The sequence below is a fragment of the Tabrizicola aquatica genome, assembly GCF_002900975.1.
GTDB classification, from domain to species: Bacteria; Pseudomonadota; Alphaproteobacteria; order Rhodobacterales; family Rhodobacteraceae; genus Tabrizicola; species Tabrizicola aquatica.
In genome coordinates, this window is sequence record NZ_PJON01000001.1 from 1,362,138 (window position 1) to 1,377,371 (window position 15,234).

16 protein-coding genes are annotated in these 15,234 nt (G+C 67.8%); 10 read left to right on the top strand and 6 right to left on the bottom strand.

All coding sequences use genetic code 11. From position 1 onward, the window contains the following. Positions 1 to 51: 51 nt before the first annotated feature. Positions 52 to 597 (bottom strand): EF-hand domain-containing protein, encoded by a 546-nt coding sequence (locus CXR42_RS06660; RefSeq protein WP_146038010.1) that lies wholly within the window; start codon positions 595 to 597, stop codon positions 52 to 54. 188 nt (positions 598 to 785) lie between these two features. Between CXR42_RS06660 and CXR42_RS06665 the strand changes: the two genes are divergently transcribed. The 4 genes from CXR42_RS06665 (at position 786) to CXR42_RS06680 (ending at position 4,627) form a co-directional block, all read left to right on the top strand. Next, a complete protein-coding gene (locus tag CXR42_RS06665) occupies positions 786 to 1,466 on the top strand; it encodes a glutathione S-transferase family protein (protein WP_103256646.1) in 681 nt (226 codons plus the stop codon). Next, on the top strand, positions 1,463 to 2,128 hold the full coding sequence (locus CXR42_RS06670; protein ID WP_180995978.1) for a glutathione S-transferase family protein: 666 nt from the start codon (positions 1,463 to 1,465) through the stop codon (positions 2,126 to 2,128). The genes CXR42_RS06665 and CXR42_RS06670 overlap by 4 nt, the downstream gene beginning before the upstream one ends. Beyond that, positions 2,128 to 3,507 carry an L-serine ammonia-lyase gene (locus CXR42_RS06675; RefSeq protein WP_103256648.1) on the top strand — a complete coding sequence of 460 codons (1,380 nt, stop codon included), beginning with the start codon at positions 2,128 to 2,130 and terminating at the stop codon, positions 3,505 to 3,507. Before CXR42_RS06670 ends, CXR42_RS06675 begins: the two co-directional genes overlap by 1 nt. A gap of 184 nt (positions 3,508 to 3,691) precedes the next feature. After that, positions 3,692 to 4,627: a DMT family transporter gene (locus tag CXR42_RS06680; protein ID WP_245875354.1), complete on the top strand. Its 936-nt coding sequence runs from the start codon at positions 3,692 to 3,694 to the stop codon at positions 4,625 to 4,627. On the opposite strand, the gene CXR42_RS06685 is transcribed toward CXR42_RS06680, so the two are convergent. Next, positions 4,611 to 5,270 (bottom strand): thiamine diphosphokinase, encoded by a 660-nt coding sequence (locus CXR42_RS06685; protein ID WP_103256649.1) that lies wholly within the window; start codon positions 5,268 to 5,270, stop codon positions 4,611 to 4,613. The genes CXR42_RS06680 and CXR42_RS06685 overlap by 17 nt on opposite strands. Positions 5,271 to 5,408: 138 nt before the next feature. On the opposite strand from CXR42_RS06685, the gene CXR42_RS06690 reads away from it, so the two are divergent. Further along, positions 5,409 to 7,616, top strand: a complete 2,208-nt coding sequence (locus CXR42_RS06690) for a hypothetical protein (RefSeq protein ID WP_103256650.1) — start codon at positions 5,409 to 5,411, stop codon at positions 7,614 to 7,616. A gap of 246 nt (positions 7,617 to 7,862) precedes the next feature. On the opposite strand, the gene CXR42_RS06695 is transcribed toward CXR42_RS06690, so the two are convergent. From CXR42_RS06695 to CXR42_RS06710, 4 genes are all read right to left on the bottom strand, one after another. Next, positions 7,863 to 8,105 (bottom strand): DUF2842 domain-containing protein, encoded by a 243-nt coding sequence (locus CXR42_RS06695; RefSeq protein WP_103256651.1) that lies wholly within the window; start codon positions 8,103 to 8,105, stop codon positions 7,863 to 7,865. 75 nt (positions 8,106 to 8,180) lie between these two features. Further along, complete coding sequence (locus CXR42_RS06700; protein ID WP_103256652.1) at positions 8,181 to 9,473, bottom strand: adenylosuccinate synthase; 1,293 nt, start codon at positions 9,471 to 9,473, stop codon at positions 8,181 to 8,183. A gap of 13 nt (positions 9,474 to 9,486) precedes the next feature. Next, entirely contained in the window at positions 9,487 to 9,846 is a 360-nt protein-coding gene (locus CXR42_RS06705) for a hypothetical protein (protein WP_103256653.1), read from the bottom strand. Further along, positions 9,843 to 10,577 (bottom strand): class I SAM-dependent methyltransferase, encoded by a 735-nt coding sequence (locus CXR42_RS06710; protein WP_103256654.1) that lies wholly within the window; start codon positions 10,575 to 10,577, stop codon positions 9,843 to 9,845. Before CXR42_RS06710 ends, CXR42_RS06705 begins: the two co-directional genes overlap by 4 nt. Before the next feature lie 67 nt (positions 10,578 to 10,644). On the opposite strand from CXR42_RS06710, the gene CXR42_RS06715 reads away from it, so the two are divergent. The 5 genes from CXR42_RS06715 to CXR42_RS06735 all read left to right on the top strand — a co-directional run bounded on the left by CXR42_RS06715 (position 10,645) and on the right by CXR42_RS06735 (position 15,214). Next, complete coding sequence (locus CXR42_RS06715) at positions 10,645 to 11,040, top strand: DUF6524 family protein (RefSeq protein WP_103256655.1); 396 nt, start codon at positions 10,645 to 10,647, stop codon at positions 11,038 to 11,040. After that, entirely contained in the window at positions 11,033 to 11,419 is a 387-nt protein-coding gene (locus CXR42_RS06720) for a VOC family protein (protein ID WP_103256656.1), read from the top strand. Before CXR42_RS06715 ends, CXR42_RS06720 begins: the two co-directional genes overlap by 8 nt. A gap of 421 nt (positions 11,420 to 11,840) precedes the next feature. Then, positions 11,841 to 12,230, top strand: a complete 390-nt coding sequence (gene secG / locus CXR42_RS06725) for a preprotein translocase subunit SecG (RefSeq protein ID WP_103256657.1) — start codon at positions 11,841 to 11,843, stop codon at positions 12,228 to 12,230. A 145-nt stretch (positions 12,231 to 12,375) separates the two neighbouring features. Beyond that, positions 12,376 to 14,019 carry a CTP synthase gene (locus tag CXR42_RS06730; RefSeq protein WP_103256658.1) on the top strand — a complete coding sequence of 548 codons (1,644 nt, stop codon included), beginning with the start codon at positions 12,376 to 12,378 and terminating at the stop codon, positions 14,017 to 14,019. A 277-nt stretch (positions 14,020 to 14,296) separates the two neighbouring features. Continuing rightward, positions 14,297 to 15,214, top strand: coding sequence for a porin (locus tag CXR42_RS06735; protein ID WP_103256659.1), 918 nt, complete (start codon positions 14,297 to 14,299; stop codon positions 15,212 to 15,214). Positions 15,215 to 15,234: the final 20 nt, after the last annotated feature.

A 15,234-nucleotide genomic window follows, 5' to 3' on the forward strand; every position in this document is an offset into this window, starting at 1 on the left:
CGCTTGGCATAGCGCAAAGGCCCGCCAAGGGCGAGAGGGTTCTCGCCGCGCTCACGCCTCCTGGTCAAGCCGCGCCACCGCCTTGCGCACTTCGTCAGCAGTTAGCGCGCCGTCGCCATTGCCGTCCAGCCGCAGCGCCGCACGAAGAAGCGCCGCCTCGCCGTCATCCAATGCGGCAAGTCCCGCCGCCTGGCCCGAGGCGGTGATTTCGCCGGGCGAAAGCCGCCGGTCGCCATCCGCGTCGGCCCCAGAGAACTGCCGTTCCATCCGGCCCCGCGTGGTGGCGCTGGCCGCGCGCTGGGCCACCGCAAGCTCGTCTTGCGTGACGCTGCCGTCGGCATCCAGGTCCAGCGCCAGAAGCCGCCGCATCGCCGCCGCCCGTGCCCCCGCCCGCTCCAGCGCGACATGTTCCTCGATCCCCTGCAGCGTCAGGCCCGAGGGCCCGCCAAAGCCCGCCACCAGGTCGACCATCCGCGCCTCGAACCGCGCGGGGTTTCGCTCCATTGCCTCGGCCAGCGGGTCCTTTGCGTCCTGAGCCATCGCCCCGTTCGCCGCAAACAGCACCATCAGCGCCAGGGCCGCCATGATCCTTACCATGTCCATCCTCCGTTCCGATGCCGGCGATGCTGGCGCAACAGGGTTGACGAAGGGTTAACCACACCACAAACACCTTGGGCCAAAGCGCGAACCGCCGCAGGAGAGTCGCTTTTCGGCCGGTTCCGGGGCAAGACTTGGACCAGTCTCACACCGACTCGTCAGTCTCGCGCGGACTTGAAGGAAAGCCGATGTACGTCCTGCACTATGCCCCGGACAATGCCTCGCTGATCGTCCGGCTGGTGCTGGACGGGGCCGGCATTCCCTATCGCACGGTGCTGGTCGACCGCAGCCAGCGCCAGCAGGACAGCGCCGCCTACCGCGCGCTGAACCCGACCGGGCTGATCCCGGTGCTGGAGACGCCTGCCGGCCCCATCTCGGAAACCGGGGCGATTCTGCTGTGGCTGGCCGACACGCACCAGCTGGCCCCCGCCCCGGCCCATCCCGACCGACCGGTCTTCCTCAAGTGGCTGTTCTTCCTGTCGAATACCGCCCACGCCGACCTGCGCACGATCTTTTATCCGCACCAATACGCCCCCGCAGACGCCCATCGCGGCCATGGCGAGATCATGTCGGCCCGGATGCTGCGCCACTTCGCGCTGCTGGAAACCGCCGCCCTGCAGCACCCCCGGCTTTTCGCCGCCGCCACGCCCCTGGGCACCTATACCCTGGCGCTGACCCGCTGGTCCGCGCTTTACCCTGAGGGCGGGCCCCGCTGGTTCGACCTGGCCCGTTTTCCCACGCTTCACGCCTTGGCCCGCGCGCAAGAGGCCCGGGTCGAGACCCCCGTCATCGCCCGGGCCGAGGGGCTGGGCCCCCATCCCTTCACCCGGCCCGAACAGCCCAATCCACCGGAAGGATCGGTCCTGTGACCCTGACCCTGCACCACGCCCCCGACTTCGCCTCGACCATCATCCGCTTCGCGCTGGAGGAGCTGGAACTGCCGCACACCCTGGCGCTGGCCGACATCGACGGCGGCGCGCTGAACAGCCCGGACTATCGCCGCGTGAACCCCGTGGGCCTGATCCCCGCGCTGGAGACCGACGACGGCCCGATCTTCGAGACCGCGGCGATCCTTCTGTGGCTGGTGGACCAGACCGGCCGGCTTGGCCCCGGACCAAGGGACCCCGACCGCGGCGCCTTCCTGTCCTGGCTTTTCTTCACCTCGAACGCGCTGCACCAGGCGGCGCTGGCGATGTTCTACCCGCACCGCCCGGCGGGCGAGGCGAACTCCGCCGCCGCCCAGGCCGCCGCGCAAGACCAGATCACCGCCCGTCTGGGCCTGATCGAGACGCTGATCGCCACGCAAGGCCCGCGCTGGCTGTCACCCGAACACCCCGGCGTCCTGGGCTATTACATCGGCGTCCTTGTGCGCTGGCTGATCTTCTTGCCGCCCGCGCCCTATGGCATCCGCCTCGACGACTTCCCGCATCTGCGCTCCGTCCTGGCCGCGCTTGAAGCCCGCCCCGCCGCCCTTCGCGTCGCCACGTCAGACGCGCTTGGTCCCACCCCTTTCACCAATCCAGGTCCCTGATGTTCCTTTCCGTTTTCGACATGTTCAAGGTGGGCATCGGCCCGTCCTCCTCGCACACCATGGGGCCGATGGTTGCAGCCGCGCGCTTCCTGGACGCGATGCGCGCCTCGCCCTTCCACTTCCGGGGCCTGCGCGCCTCGCTGCACGGCTCGCTGGCCTTCACCGGGGTCGGCCATGCCACTGACCGGGCGACGATCCTGGGCCTCGCGGGCTTTGAACCCGCCACCTATGACGCCGAAAAGGCCGAGGCGGTGCTGGCAAAGATCAAGGAAACCCATGTGATCGAAGCCCCGGGCCTTGGCACCCTGTCCTTCGATCCGGGCAAGGACCTGCTTTTCGACTATGGCCCCGCTTTGCCCGGCCATGCCAACGGCATGATCCTGAAAGCCACCGACGCCCAGGGCGACGTGATTCTGACCGAGACCTACTATTCCATCGGCGGCGGCTTCGTCCTGACCGAGGCCGAACTGGCCGAGACCGGCGGCGCGAAATCAAAAGCCCGCGGCGATGTGCCCTATCCGTTCGAGACGGCGGCGGAAATGCTGGAGATGGCGCAGAAATCCGGCCTGACCATCGCCCAGATGAAACGCGCGAACGAGCTGAAATTCCGCTCTGCCGCCGATCTTGACGCCGGGATCAACCGGATCTGGCAGGTGATGAACGACTGCATCTCGCGCGGCATGTTGGGCGAAGGCATCCTGCCCGGCGGCCTCAAGGTGCGCCGCCGTGCCAAGGGCATCCACGACGCGCTTCTGGCCGAACGCGGGTTGAACCTGACGCCGCCGCACACGATCAACGACTGGATGAGCCTTTACGCCATGGCGGTGAACGAAGAGAATGCCGCCGGCGGCCAGGTCGTGACCGCACCCACCAACGGGGCCGCGGGCGTGGTCCCGGCCGTGATCCGCTACTACCTTGACCATGTTCCCGGCGCCTCGACCGCGAAGGTCGGTGATTTCCTGCTGACCGCCGCCGCCATCGGCGGGCTTTGCAAGCACAACGCCAGCATCTCGGGCGCCGAATGTGGCTGCCAGGCCGAGGTCGGATCGGCCGCCGCCATGGCCGCCGCCGGGCTGTGTGCCGTCCTGGGCGGCACGCCGGAACAGGTGGAAAACGCCGCCGAAATCGCGCTGGAACACCACCTCGGCATGACCTGCGACCCGGTCAAGGGCCTGGTCCAGGTCCCGTGCATCGAGCGGAACGGCCTGGGCGCGATCAAGGCCGTCTCCGCCGCCAGCCTTTCCCTGCGCGGCGACGGCCAGCACCTTGTCAGTCTTGACGTCTGCATCGAGACGATGCGCCAGACCGGCCGCGACATGCATGAGAAATACAAGGAAACCAGCCTCGGCGGTCTTGCCGTCAACGTCCCGAACTGCTGAGCTTTCCCTTCGACAAATATCCTGGGGGTTTGGGGGCAAGGCCCCCATCCCCGAGGAGGAGGGCGCAAGCCCCGGCGACGAGACAAAGGACTTGCGCGGAACGCGCTCCTTCTGAAAACCGCCCCCACCCCCGCGATGTCGCTTTCAGGCTGGCAGGCCCGCGCCGGCCAAGCTAGGCAGGGACATGGCCCGGGACACCACTCTTCGCGGCATCGTGCTGATGCTTCTTTTCTGCATGCTGGCGCCGCTTCTTGACGTGGCGTCGAAGCTTGCAGCCGAAAACGGCATGCCGGTGGGCCAGATCACCACGGCCCGCTTCCTGGTCCAGGGCCTTCTGATGCTGCCCGTGGTGCTGGCGATGGGGGTGACCCTGCGCCTGTCGCCGCGCGCGCTTGGCTTCATCACGCTGCGTGCGGTGTTCCTGATCCTGTCCACCTATTCCTTCGTTTCGGGCATCGCGGTGATGCCGGTGGCCGATGCGCTGGCCATCGCCTTTGTCGAGCCGTTCATCCTGCTGATCCTTGGCAGCCTGATCTTCGGCGACCAGGTCGGCCCGCGCCGGATCGCGGCCTGCGCGGTGGGCTTCGGCGGCGCGCTTCTCGTGATCCAGCCGTCGATCCAGGTCTTTGGGCTGGTGGCGCTCTGGCCGCTGGGGACCGCCTTCTTCTTCGCCTTCTACATGCTGGTGACCCGCGCGATCTCGGCCTACATGCACCCGGTCGCGATGCAGTTCCACACCTCCTGGACCGGCCTTCTTCTCTGCCTGCCGATCATGGTCGGCTTCAACGGCAGCGGCATCACCGCGCTGGACCCGGTCTGGCCGCAGGGGCTGAACTGGCTCTGGCTTTTCGGCGTCGGCTTCTGGGCCGCCGTCAGCCACATGTGCATGACCTACGCGCTGAAATACGCCCCCTCGGCCACCCTCGCGCCGCTGCACTATTCCGAAATCGTGATCGCGGTAATTCTGGGTTACCTGATCTTCGGCGACTGGCCCAATGCGCTGACCTGGACCGGCATCGCGATCATCGTCGCCTCGGGCCTATACATCATCCACCGCGAGCGGGGCGTGGCCCGCCAGAAGGCCCACCCCGCGACCGAGGGGCTTACCCAAGCGCCCTGATCGCCGCATCCAGCCGCCGGCGCGGCAGGATCACCAGCATGCCGGGTGCCGCGAACTCCAGCACCACCCGCCGCCCCGTCACCCGGTTCGAGGTGCCGATCATCCCGTCCGGCGCGAAGTCCAGCCCGTCGATCGGCCATTCCAGTCCCCGGCTGATGCCCGAAACACGCGCCATCGGGAACAGCGACAGCGGCTCGCCAGGAGCCAGGTCAAGCTCCAGCCGCGGCGGCGCGGCGAAGGCCACATCCTTCGGCCCGACCAGGATGCAGCGCCGCTCCGCCCGGGTGACCAGCGTGTTCATCGCCGCCAGCCCGTGATCCAGCCGAGCGCCGGCAAAGCCCAGCGCCAGCACGAAGGGCGCCTCGACCGAGCGCAGCGCCTTGTCGAAATCGGTGGTCGCCTGTTCCGCGACCCGGTGCTGCCGCCCCGCCGGGATCGCCGCCCGCCCCGCCGACGACAGCGAATCGAAATCCCCGATCACTGCCTCGGGCATCACTCCCAGCCGCAAAAGCCCGTCCGCCCCCCCGTCCGCCGCCACCGCCACCGGGGCCCGCACCAGGCAAAACGCCAGATCCCGCCGCCCGAACGGCCCGCCTCCGGCCAGCGTAACCCCCGCCTCCGTCTGGACAATCGGCGCATTCATGCAAAACTGTCTCCAATTAAGGCAGGATTCTCGGGCCCCGGCCACAATCAATCCATCAAATTACCCATGTCTGTCCATGGATTAGGGCGTGTGTTGAGTAGACTTCGGCTCTAGTGGAATACGAAAGGTGGTCCAGTCATGGCCAGTGAAAGCAAGATCCTGACGGTGTCCTATGGCACTTTCAGCTGCACGCTGGAAGGGTTCGACGACCCGTTCAACACCATGAAAGCCATCGCCGAATACTTCCGCGACCTTGCCGCCGAGGATCGGTATTTCGGCGCCGAACCGCCGCAACCCGACGCCGCCATGCTGCACCGGATTGCCGAGCGTGAGGTAAGCCGCCTGGTCGACAGCCGGATGCGCGACAACTCTGTCGTCCTGCGTCCCCAGGACCAGGAGGCCGCCCCCGCCGCGATCCGCCGGGTCAGCACCCAGCCCCGCCCCACCCGCGAAGCCGCCGACCTTGCCGCAAAGGCCGCGACCGCACTGGGCGAGGCTGCGGCCGAACCCACCCTGCAGGACCTGATCCCGACCGGCGTCGCCGCCAAGCTGGCACGCATCCGCCAGGCGGTGAACCCCTCGACCCTGGCCCCCGGCTATGTCCCCGGCGCGGCCGAGGCGACAGCGCCCGCCGAACCCTCTGCCGATGCCGCCGAACCCCCGGCGCGGCTTGTGGCCGATCTGGCGATCGAACCGCCGGTTTCCGAAGATATTGCCGCATCGAGTGACGAAGCCGTGGATGTCGTGGCGGATGCAGCCCGGTCCGAAACCGACGACGCCGAGACCTTGCAGTCGGACGCGGCCGTGTCGGAAACCGCCCCGCCCGAAGCTGACCTGCCCGAAGCTGACCTGCCCGAAGCTGACCTGCCCGAAACCGCAACCTCCGATGACGAAAGCCTCCCGGCTGAGACCGAGGTGCTGAGCCGTCTTGGCGCGCTGGTCTCCGACCCCGAGCCGGTCAATATCTGGGACATGGACGAGGAAGAGCCCGCCGCGCCCATCGCAACTGACGCCGCAGCCGATGCCGATGCCGCCCCGATGGCCGAGGATGTGCCGCAAGAGCCGGTGGAGGCCCTGGTCGAAACCTGGCTGTCCAACGTGGACGTGGCGCCGGAAACCGCAGAACTGGACACGGCAGACCTGTCGTCCGAAGCCTCCCACCTCCCGGCCGAAGCCGCCGACCTCTTGCCCGAAGCGGCCGAGCCCGCCCTGACCCTGGACGAAGCGCTGCTGCAAGACCCGCTGCCCGAGGCTGCGGCGGATGAACCGCTGTCGCTTGCCGATGTCGCCGTCGCCGATCCGCTGCCGGAAGCCGCCCCGGAAGCTGCCCCGGAAGCCGAGACCGCCGAGGCCGAGGCCCCGGTGGAAGCCGAAGCGCCCGCACCGGCTGCGAAGAGCAAGACCAAGCGCGTCAACTCGCGCGTGGTCCGCATCCACCCCGAGGAGGACGCCCCCGCCACGCGCGATGCAAGCGCCACCCGCATCCTGGACGGCAACGACGACGATTTTGCCCGGCTTTTGCGGCAGGCCGACGATGTCATGTCGGATTCGGAAAACCGCCGCCGCCTGGACTCCATCGCGCATCTGAAGGCCGCCGTCGCCGCGACCGAGGCCGACCGCGCCGCCGGAACCGAGAAGAAGCCCGGCACGAAAGAGGACCGCTATCGCGACGACCTCGCCCAATCCGTGCAGCCCGAACCGGCCCCGGCCCCCGCGCCAGAGCCGCAGGTCAAGCCGCGCCGCAAGACCATCTCGGTCCGCCCGCAGGAACCGCGCCCCGGCACGATCCGCCCCGGCATGATCAGCCCGCCGCCGCTGGTCCTTGTTTCCGAACAGCGCATCGACCGCGTGGCCCCGCCCGCCCCGGCCCCGGCCCCCGCGCCAGAGCCGAAGCCGATGGTCGCCCTGCGCACCGGCCGGCTGACCGGCGCCATCGGGATCGGTGCCGCCGCCAAACCGGCGATGCCCGTGCAGAAACTGGTGCTGGAACAGCGTTCCGCGCCCTCCGATCAGGACGAAGATGAAGACCTGGTCGACGAACTCAGCGCCGAGGACGAGGTTGGCCTGGCCCGCTTTGCCGAGCAGATGGGCGTGAAGTCGATGGTCGACATGCTGGAAGCCGCCGCCGCCTATGCCACCTGCATCGAGAACCGCGCCCAGTTCACCCGGCCGCAACTGATGCGCCGCCTTCTGGCCAGCGCGGGCGGCAAGACCGTCAGCCGCGAAGAGGGCCTGCGCAGCTTTGGCACGCTGCTGCGCACCGGCCGGATCGAAAAGGTCAGCCGTGGCCACTATATACTGGCCGACCAGTCGCCCTACCTGGCCGAAGCCCGCCGGATGGCCTGATCCGCGTCTGGGCGGCCCGCCCTGTTGTGCGGGCCGTCAGCAAGACGGCGTGATTGGCGGACGCTCTCGCCTGCGCAACCTGGGGCCACGACGCCAGGCCGCAGGCCCACAAAGAAAAGCCGACGCTTGCCCGGAACCGCTTTGCCCACGGCCAAGGTGGGTAGCGCCGCCAGGTCCAGAGTCAGGACTTTGCGTGGACCACGCCCACGCGACCGGCAGCCCGCGTCGCCATAAGGGTCGGGCCGATCAGTCTGCCGGCCCCCCACCGTCCGTGTTTGCCGCAGGGTCAGCCTGGCCGATGCCGCGAAAGATGAACCGGAACGGCAGCGCCCACAGGAACCCCAGCCCGACATAGATCGCCAGTTCCACCGGGATCGAGGGCCGCTCGATCAGGTCGATCAGGTTCACCGCGACCACCACATAAAGCGGCATCCCGATCAGCAGGATCACCAGGGCCCAGCGCCTGCGCGCCTTGTAGCTGAGTGCCATCGTCCAGTCCCTTTCCACCCTGCCCCGCGCCCACTCGCCTTGCGAGGAGCGAACGCAGTGACGCGAGGAGCCCCGTCAATCCGCGAAGGGGTCGGTCACCAGGATCGTGTCGTCCCGCTCGGGCGAGGTGGACAGTAGCGCGACCGGGCACTGGATCAACTCCTCGATCCGCCGCACATACTTGATCGCGGCACCCGGCAGTTCCGCCCAGGACCGCGCCCCGGCGGTCGTCTCGGACCAGCCTTCCATCTCTTCGTAGATCGGCGTGCAGCGGGCCTGTTCATCCGCCGCGATCGGCAGGTAATCCATCCGCTTGCCGTCCAGATCATAGCCGACGCAGATCTTCAGCGTCTTGAACCCGTCCAGCACATCAAGCTTGGTCAGCGCGATCCCCGACACCCCACTGGTGGCACAGGTCTGCCGCACCAGCACCGCGTCGAACCAGCCGCAGCGCCGCTTGCGCCCGGTCACCGTGCCGAACTCATGCCCCCGCTCGCCCAGACGTTCACCATCGGCGTCGTGGAGTTCCGCCGGAAACGGGCCTTCGCCGACCCGAGTCGTATAGGCCTTCACGATGCCCAGCACGAAGTCGATGGCCGTCGGCCCCACCCCCGTCCCGGTCGCCGCCTGCCCCGCGATGGTGTTGGAACTCGTCACATAGGGATATGTCCCATAGTCGATGTCCAGAAGCGAGCCCTGCGCGCCCTCGAACAGGATCCGCTTGCCCGCCCGCCGCGCCTCGTTCAGCACCTTCCAGACCGGCCCGGCATAGGGCCTGATCTTCGGCGCAATCTCCAGAAGCGAGGCTTTCAGCGCCTCGGCATCCACCGGGTCCAGCCCCAGGCCAGCGCGCAGCGCGTTGTGATGCGTCAAGAGCCGTCCGATCCGGGTGTCCAGCGTCGCCGCATCGAACAGGTCCGCGACGCGGATCGCCCGACGGCCAACCTTGTCCTCATAGGCCGGACCGATGCCCCGCCCCGTGGTGCCGATCTTGGCAACGCTGGTCTGCGCCTCGCGCCCCCGGTCCAACTCGCCATGGATCGGCAGGATCAGGCTGGCGTTTTCGGCCAGCATCAGGTTCTCGGGCGAAATCTCCACCCCCTGCCCGCGCAGCTTCTCGATCTCGGCCACCAGATGCCAGGGGTCGACCACCACACCGTTGCCGATCACCGACAGCTTGCCGCCGCGCACGATCCCGGACGGAAGCAGCGACAGCTTGTAGACCGTCCCCCCGATGACCAGCGTGTGGCCCGCATTGTGCCCGCCCTGGAACCGCGCGATCACATCGGCGCGCTCGGACAGCCAGTCGACCAGCTTGCCCTTGCCCTCATCGCCCCACTGGGCACCCACCACGACGACGTTGGCCATTCATTCCCCCGAGTCACGTGTCAAACCACGCGGGGTATAGCGGCGCCCCGCCGCGGTGGAAACCGACAAATGCAGCCTGACGCAGAAGCCGCAGCATCCGCCCGCCCGATTGCAGGGTGACGACGATCCCCGCCCCGACAAGGACCGCCATCAGTCCGACAAACGCCCACAACAGCCAGCGCGGCCGTTGCCCCGTGGCCAGCATCCGCCCGCCCATCGCGCCCGTGACCAGCAGCCACAGCGCCGCCAGCCCGGCCCCGTCCGGCGTGATCCGCCAATGCCGGATACCGCTGAACAGATAGACCCCGATCCAGACCAGGGCCGCGCCCGACAGCAGAAAGATCGCCCCGCCGACCCGCATCCGCCCGGTCATGCCAGCCCCCCAAACGGAATGAAATCCGGGCATCCCTGTCGCAACGGCCCGCCCGAGGCATCGCCGTACCACCGATCCACCCGCAACCCCGCCGCCGCAATCGCCCCTTCCAACTCGTCAAAGGCCGGAAAAGCGATCCGCGACCGGGCCTGCCAGTGCCGGCCGTCCTGCAGCCGGTACTGCGTCTGGTATTCGATCACCCCCGCACCGTCGGTCGCCTCGGCTGCATTCCACCGCTCGACAAGGCCAAAGTCCGGGTGCGCCCGGACCTCCCGCGTGGCCGCGGGCGTCCACTGCTCCCACTCCCGCGCCGCAGGGTTGCGACTGTCGAAAAAGAACCGTCCGCCCGGCGCAAGTTGGCGTGCGATGGTGGCCAGACACGCGGCCCGGTCCTGCGGCGTCAGCAAAGTCTGAAACGCATGCCCCGTCATCACCACAGCCTGAAACCGCCGCTCCAGATCCAACCCCTGCGCCGCGCCCTCGACCCAGGACACCCGGTTGCCGCCCTCCCGCGCCCGCGCGATCGCCAGCATCGCGCCCGCCCGATCGACCCCGACCACCCTTGCCCCCCGCGCCGCCAGCGCGACCGAGAAAACCCCGGTCCCGTACCCCAGATCCAGCACCGAGCCGGCCCCGTCGACCAAGGTCAGGAACCAGTCGAAATCCTCCGGCCAGGGATTGTCCCAGTCGTAAAAGGCCACCTGCGCGGGATCGTCATACAGCGCGTCCATTCCAACCCTTTGCCTTCCACGCGGACAAGGCTAGCATGGCCCGACCGACACCAAGAAGGGCAAACCGATGGGCATCCTCCTGCGCTGGCTGGGCGCCTTCGTCCTGCTCGCCGTGATCTTCAACCCGACCGATTGGAACTATGTCCGCTGGGCCCAGGTCGCTTGGGGCAGCCAGACCCCGCTGATCGTGTTCCTTGGCCTGATCCTCGCGGTTCTGGCGATGGTCTACCTTGTCGCCACCATGCGCTCGATCGGCCTCCTCGGCGCGATCATCATCGCCGCGATCTTCGCGGCGGGCCTTTGGGTGCTGATGGACTGGGGCTTCCTTGGCCTGGCCAACCCGGCCCTGAACACCTGGCTCGCGATCCTGGCCCTGTCGCTGATCCTTGGCGTCGGGATGAGCTGGTCGATCCTGCGCCAGCGCCTCTCCGGCCAGCAGACCACGGACGAGGTCGATGGCTGAGACCTTCCTCTACCTCACCCTCGGCACCAACGACCTTGCCCGCGCCGCCCGCTTCTATGACGCCGCACTTGCCACCCTGGGCCTGGTCCGCCGCGCAACCCTGGAAACCGAGGTCGGCTACGGCAATCCCGCCGACCGCCGCACCAGGCTCTGGATCACGCTTCCCTTCGACGGCCAGCCCGCAAGCGTGGGCAACGGCTCGATGCCCGCCCTTGTCGCGCCCAGCCAGGACGCCGTGATTGCCTTCCACAAGGCCGCGCTGGCCCACGGTGGGACCGACGAAGGCGCCCCCGGCCTGCGCCCCTACGGCCCGGCCTTCTTCGCCGCCTTCGTGCGCGACCCGGACGGCAACAAGCTTTCTGCCGTCCACGAAGGCTGACCCGCCGCAACTGCGCCTGCACCAGCCCCCGCGCCCCCATTCACATTGGCGCAAATATCCCCGCCGGAGGCTCCGACACCTCCCCCTGCGCCAAGGCCAGGTCGCATTTCCCCGGCAGCGCCGCCTTGGGGGGCTCGATGCCCCCAATGCGGCACCCCCGTCCGGGAAAGGTGCTACACCCCATGCGCCCATACCCCGAGCCCCATTCATCTTTGCCCAAATATCCCCGCCGGAGGCTCCGACACCTCCCCCACGCGCCCCGGTCCGGGCCCGATATCCCCGGCAGCGCCGTCTTGGGGGGCTCGATGCCCCCCAAGGCGGCACCCGGTCCGGGAAAGGCGGCACAACCGTTGCGCCCCCCCGCCCCTTGCGCCCCCCGCCCCTTCCGCCTAGATAGGCGCGTCACCTTGCGGGAAGCCCCATGGAAAACGTTGTCCTTACTGTCCACCTGATCCTCGCGCTGCTCCTGATCGGGGTGGTCCTGCTGCAACGCTCCGAAGGCGGCGGGCTGGGCATCGGCGGGGGCGGCGGGACCGTCTCGGCCCGTGGTGCCGCAACCGCGCTGACCCGGCTGACCTGGATCCTCGCCTCGGCCTTCATCGTGACCTCGATCACGCTTACCATCCTGGCGACCCGCGGCGGCGAAGGCGGCTCGGTCGTGGACCGCGTCGCCACCGAAGCCCCGGCGGCGGAAGAGGCCCCCGCCACGCCGGGCCTGGGTGGCAACCTCCTGCCGCCGACCGCTGGCGATGCCCCGGCCACGCCCCCCCGCGCGGATGAACCGGCAACCGCCCCGGCCTCAAATCCCTGACCCACAACTGCTTGGCCGCCTTCGGCCAAGCCCCGCATGATCTAGCGGCGGGCGTTGCCTCCTGCCGTGGGAGTCGTTATACCTCGACTCCCGTGGTGCAGCGATTCCACCGATCCGAATCGCATTGGAAACACGGGGGCTGCCCATGGCGCGTTACATCTTCATTACGGGCGGCGTGGTCTCCTCGCTTGGCAAGGGTCTGGCCTCGGCCGCTTTGGGCGCGCTCCTCCAGGCCCGCGGCTACACCGTGCGCCTGCGCAAGCTTGATCCCTACCTCAACGTCGACCCCGGAACGATGTCGCCCTTCGAGCATGGCGAGGTTTTCGTCACCGACGACGGCGCCGAAACCGACCTTGACCTGGGCCATTACGAACGCTTCACCGGCGTCTCGGCCCGCACCACCGACAGCATCTCCTCCGGCCGGATCTACTCCAACGTGCTGGAGAAGGAACGCCGGGGCGACTACCTTGGCAAGACCATCCAGGTGATCCCCCACGTCACCAACGAGATCAAGGATTTCCTCCGCGTCGGCGACGGCGAGGTCGACTTCATGCTGTGCGAGATCGGCGGCACCGTCGGCGATATCGAGGGGCTGCCCTTCTTCGAAGCGATCCGCCAGTTCATCCACGAACGGCCGCGCGGGCAGTCGATCCTGATGCACCTGACGCTTCTGCCCTACCTCGCGGCCTCCGGCGAACTCAAGACCAAGCCCACCCAGCACAGCGTCAAGGAACTGCAATCCATCGGCCTTGCCCCCGATGTCCTGGTCTGCCGCAGCGAACACCCGATCCCGGACCGCGAGCGGGAAAAGATCGCCCTTTTCTGCAACGTCCGCAAAGAGGCGGTGATCCCGGCCTACGACCTCAAAACCATCTACCAGGCCCCGCTCGCCTATCACGAGGCCGGGCTTGACCAGGCGGTGCTTGACGCCTTCGGCATCACCCCCGCGCCCAAGCCCAACCTGGCCCGCTGGGAAGACGTGATGGACCGCATCTCGCACCCCGAGGGCGAGGTTCGCGTCGCCATCGTAGGCAAGTACACCCAGTTGGAAGACGCCTACAAATCCATCGCCGAGGCGTTGACCCATGGCGGCATGGCGAACCGCACCAAGGTCCGCGCCGAATGGATCGATGCGGAAATCTTCGAGCGTGAGGACCCCGCCCCCTGGCTGGAAAACTTCCACGCCATTCTTGTGCCGGGAGGCTTCGGCGAACGCGGGACCGAGGGCAAGATTCGCGCCGCGACCTTTGCCCGCGAAAAGAAGATCCCCTACCTGGGCATCTGCCTTGGCATGCAGATGGCGGTGATCGAAGCCAGCCGCAACCTTGTCGGCCTGAAGGACGCGGGGTCCGAGGAATTCGATCACGAGGCCGGCGAAAAGCGTTTTACCCCCGTGGTTTACCACCTCAAGGAATGGGTCCAGGGCAACCACACCGTCCGCCGCAAGGCCGATGACGCCAAGGGCGGCACCATGCGCCTTGGGGCCTATACCGCGAACCTCAAGGAAGGCTCGGCCGTCGCCCGCATCTATGGCACCACCGTGATCGAGGAACGCCACCGCCACCGCTATGAGGTGGACATCCAGTACCGCGACCAGTTGGAAAACTGCGGCCTGATCTTCTCGGGCATGTCGCCCGACGGCAAACTGCCCGAGATCGTCGAGGTCAAGGACCATCCCTGGTTCATCGGCGTCCAGTTCCACCCCGAACTGAAGTCGAAGCCCTTCGCCCCCCATCCGCTGTTCGCCGATTTCGTGCGCGCCGCGGTTGAGGTGTCGCGCCTGGTCTGACCCATTGCCCGCGCCGCCCTGGCGCGGGACCCAGGTCCAAGGCTTCGCACCTGCCCGGGAAAGGCAGCCACCTACCCCTCGCGGCCCTTCGGCAGCAGCTTGAAACCTGTGGTTGCACAGGGCGGCAACCATACGCTTTTTCCTTGGCAAACCATGTCCCGGGCGACACAGGCCGCCGAAAACCCCCAGCCCCGCATTGCGCCACATACGGACATTAATATATTATTAATACTTATTAACCCCCGGCCTTTTTCGGCCCCTCCCTCAGGATCTTGCCATGAAACGCAGCCTTGCACTCCTCCTTTTGACCGTCTCCGCCCCCAACCTGGCCCTTGCGCAGGACCTCTCGGGCGCCGTGACCCTTGGCTTCGGCGAGCATTCGCTGGACGACTTCGACCAGGACCTGTCCACGGCCAGCCTTGATGGCCGCGTGAACCTGGCCTTTGACAACGGCATGACCTTCGGCGTCAACGCCGGGTATCTGGACGTCGGCATCGACGGGACGCCCATTGGCATCGACGCGACCTTCGTCGGCCTTGAAGTCGGCTACCGGATGTCCAATGGCCTGTCCTTTGGCGCCTATGCCGAACAGCTGAACGGCCAGATCAGCCTCCTGCCGATCGATCTTTCGCTGAAAACCATCGGCGCGGAAGTCGGCTATACCACCGGCAATCTTGAGTTCGGCATGAACATCGGCCGCACCTCGACCAGCCCGGACATTGGTTTCCTCGGTGACATCGACATCGACAACCTGGGCCTGACCGCCAAGTACCGCCCGATGGAAAACCTGGCCATCGCCGGTGCCTTCCAGCGCGCCACGCTCAGCTCGGGCGGCACCGATGTCGACGTCGACCTGATCGGTCTGGCGGCGGCCTATGACATCAACGAGCAGTTCTCGGTCTTTGGCGGGTACAGCCGCACCTCGGTGGACGAGCTGGACGGCGATGTCACCACGATGGGCCTTGGCCTGGGCTACAACGTCGATCTCGGCGGCGTTGCCTCGACCGTCTCGCTGGAATTGGCCCGGACCGACCTCTCGGCCGGTGGCGACAGCACCGACCTCGACACCATCCGTCTGGGCTGGACCATCCCGCTGGGCGGCGCGGGCAGCGAAGCGCCGCTGAACAGCGTGGCCGACTCGATCTTCAACCCGCGCCACGGTGCGGTGAACACGGCGCTGACCGGCGCGTTCTGATCCCGGTCGGACGAAACAGA

What these genes read in the sequence shown, in the direction of transcription:
- CXR42_RS06660 (WP_146038010.1), bottom strand. Translation starts at nt 597, where the DNA reads ATGGTAAGGATCATGGCGGCCCTGGCGCTGATGGTGCTGTTTGCGGCG.
- CXR42_RS06665 (WP_103256646.1), top strand. Translation starts at nt 786, where the DNA reads ATGTACGTCCTGCACTATGCCCCGGACAATGCCTCGCTGATCGTCCGG.
- CXR42_RS06675 (WP_103256648.1), top strand. Translation starts at nt 2,128, where the DNA reads ATGTTCCTTTCCGTTTTCGACATGTTCAAGGTGGGCATCGGCCCGTCC.
- CXR42_RS06680 (WP_245875354.1), top strand. Translation starts at nt 3,692, where the DNA reads ATGGCCCGGGACACCACTCTTCGCGGCATCGTGCTGATGCTTCTTTTC.
- CXR42_RS06685 (WP_103256649.1), bottom strand. Translation starts at nt 5,270, where the DNA reads ATGAATGCGCCGATTGTCCAGACGGAGGCGGGGGTTACGCTGGCCGGA.
- CXR42_RS06690 (WP_103256650.1), top strand. Translation starts at nt 5,409, where the DNA reads ATGGCCAGTGAAAGCAAGATCCTGACGGTGTCCTATGGCACTTTCAGC.
- CXR42_RS06695 (WP_103256651.1), bottom strand. Translation starts at nt 8,105, where the DNA reads ATGGCACTCAGCTACAAGGCGCGCAGGCGCTGGGCCCTGGTGATCCTG.
- CXR42_RS06700 (WP_103256652.1), bottom strand. Translation starts at nt 9,473, where the DNA reads ATGGCCAACGTCGTCGTGGTGGGTGCCCAGTGGGGCGATGAGGGCAAG.
- CXR42_RS06705 (WP_103256653.1), bottom strand. Translation starts at nt 9,846, where the DNA reads ATGACCGGGCGGATGCGGGTCGGCGGGGCGATCTTTCTGCTGTCGGGC.
- CXR42_RS06710 (WP_103256654.1), bottom strand. Translation starts at nt 10,577, where the DNA reads ATGGACGCGCTGTATGACGATCCCGCGCAGGTGGCCTTTTACGACTGG.
- CXR42_RS06715 (WP_103256655.1), top strand. Translation starts at nt 10,645, where the DNA reads ATGGGCATCCTCCTGCGCTGGCTGGGCGCCTTCGTCCTGCTCGCCGTG.
- CXR42_RS06720 (WP_103256656.1), top strand. Translation starts at nt 11,033, where the DNA reads ATGGCTGAGACCTTCCTCTACCTCACCCTCGGCACCAACGACCTTGCC.
- secG (WP_103256657.1), top strand. Translation starts at nt 11,841, where the DNA reads ATGGAAAACGTTGTCCTTACTGTCCACCTGATCCTCGCGCTGCTCCTG.
- CXR42_RS06730 (WP_103256658.1), top strand. Translation starts at nt 12,376, where the DNA reads ATGGCGCGTTACATCTTCATTACGGGCGGCGTGGTCTCCTCGCTTGGC.
- CXR42_RS06735 (WP_103256659.1), top strand. Translation starts at nt 14,297, where the DNA reads ATGAAACGCAGCCTTGCACTCCTCCTTTTGACCGTCTCCGCCCCCAAC.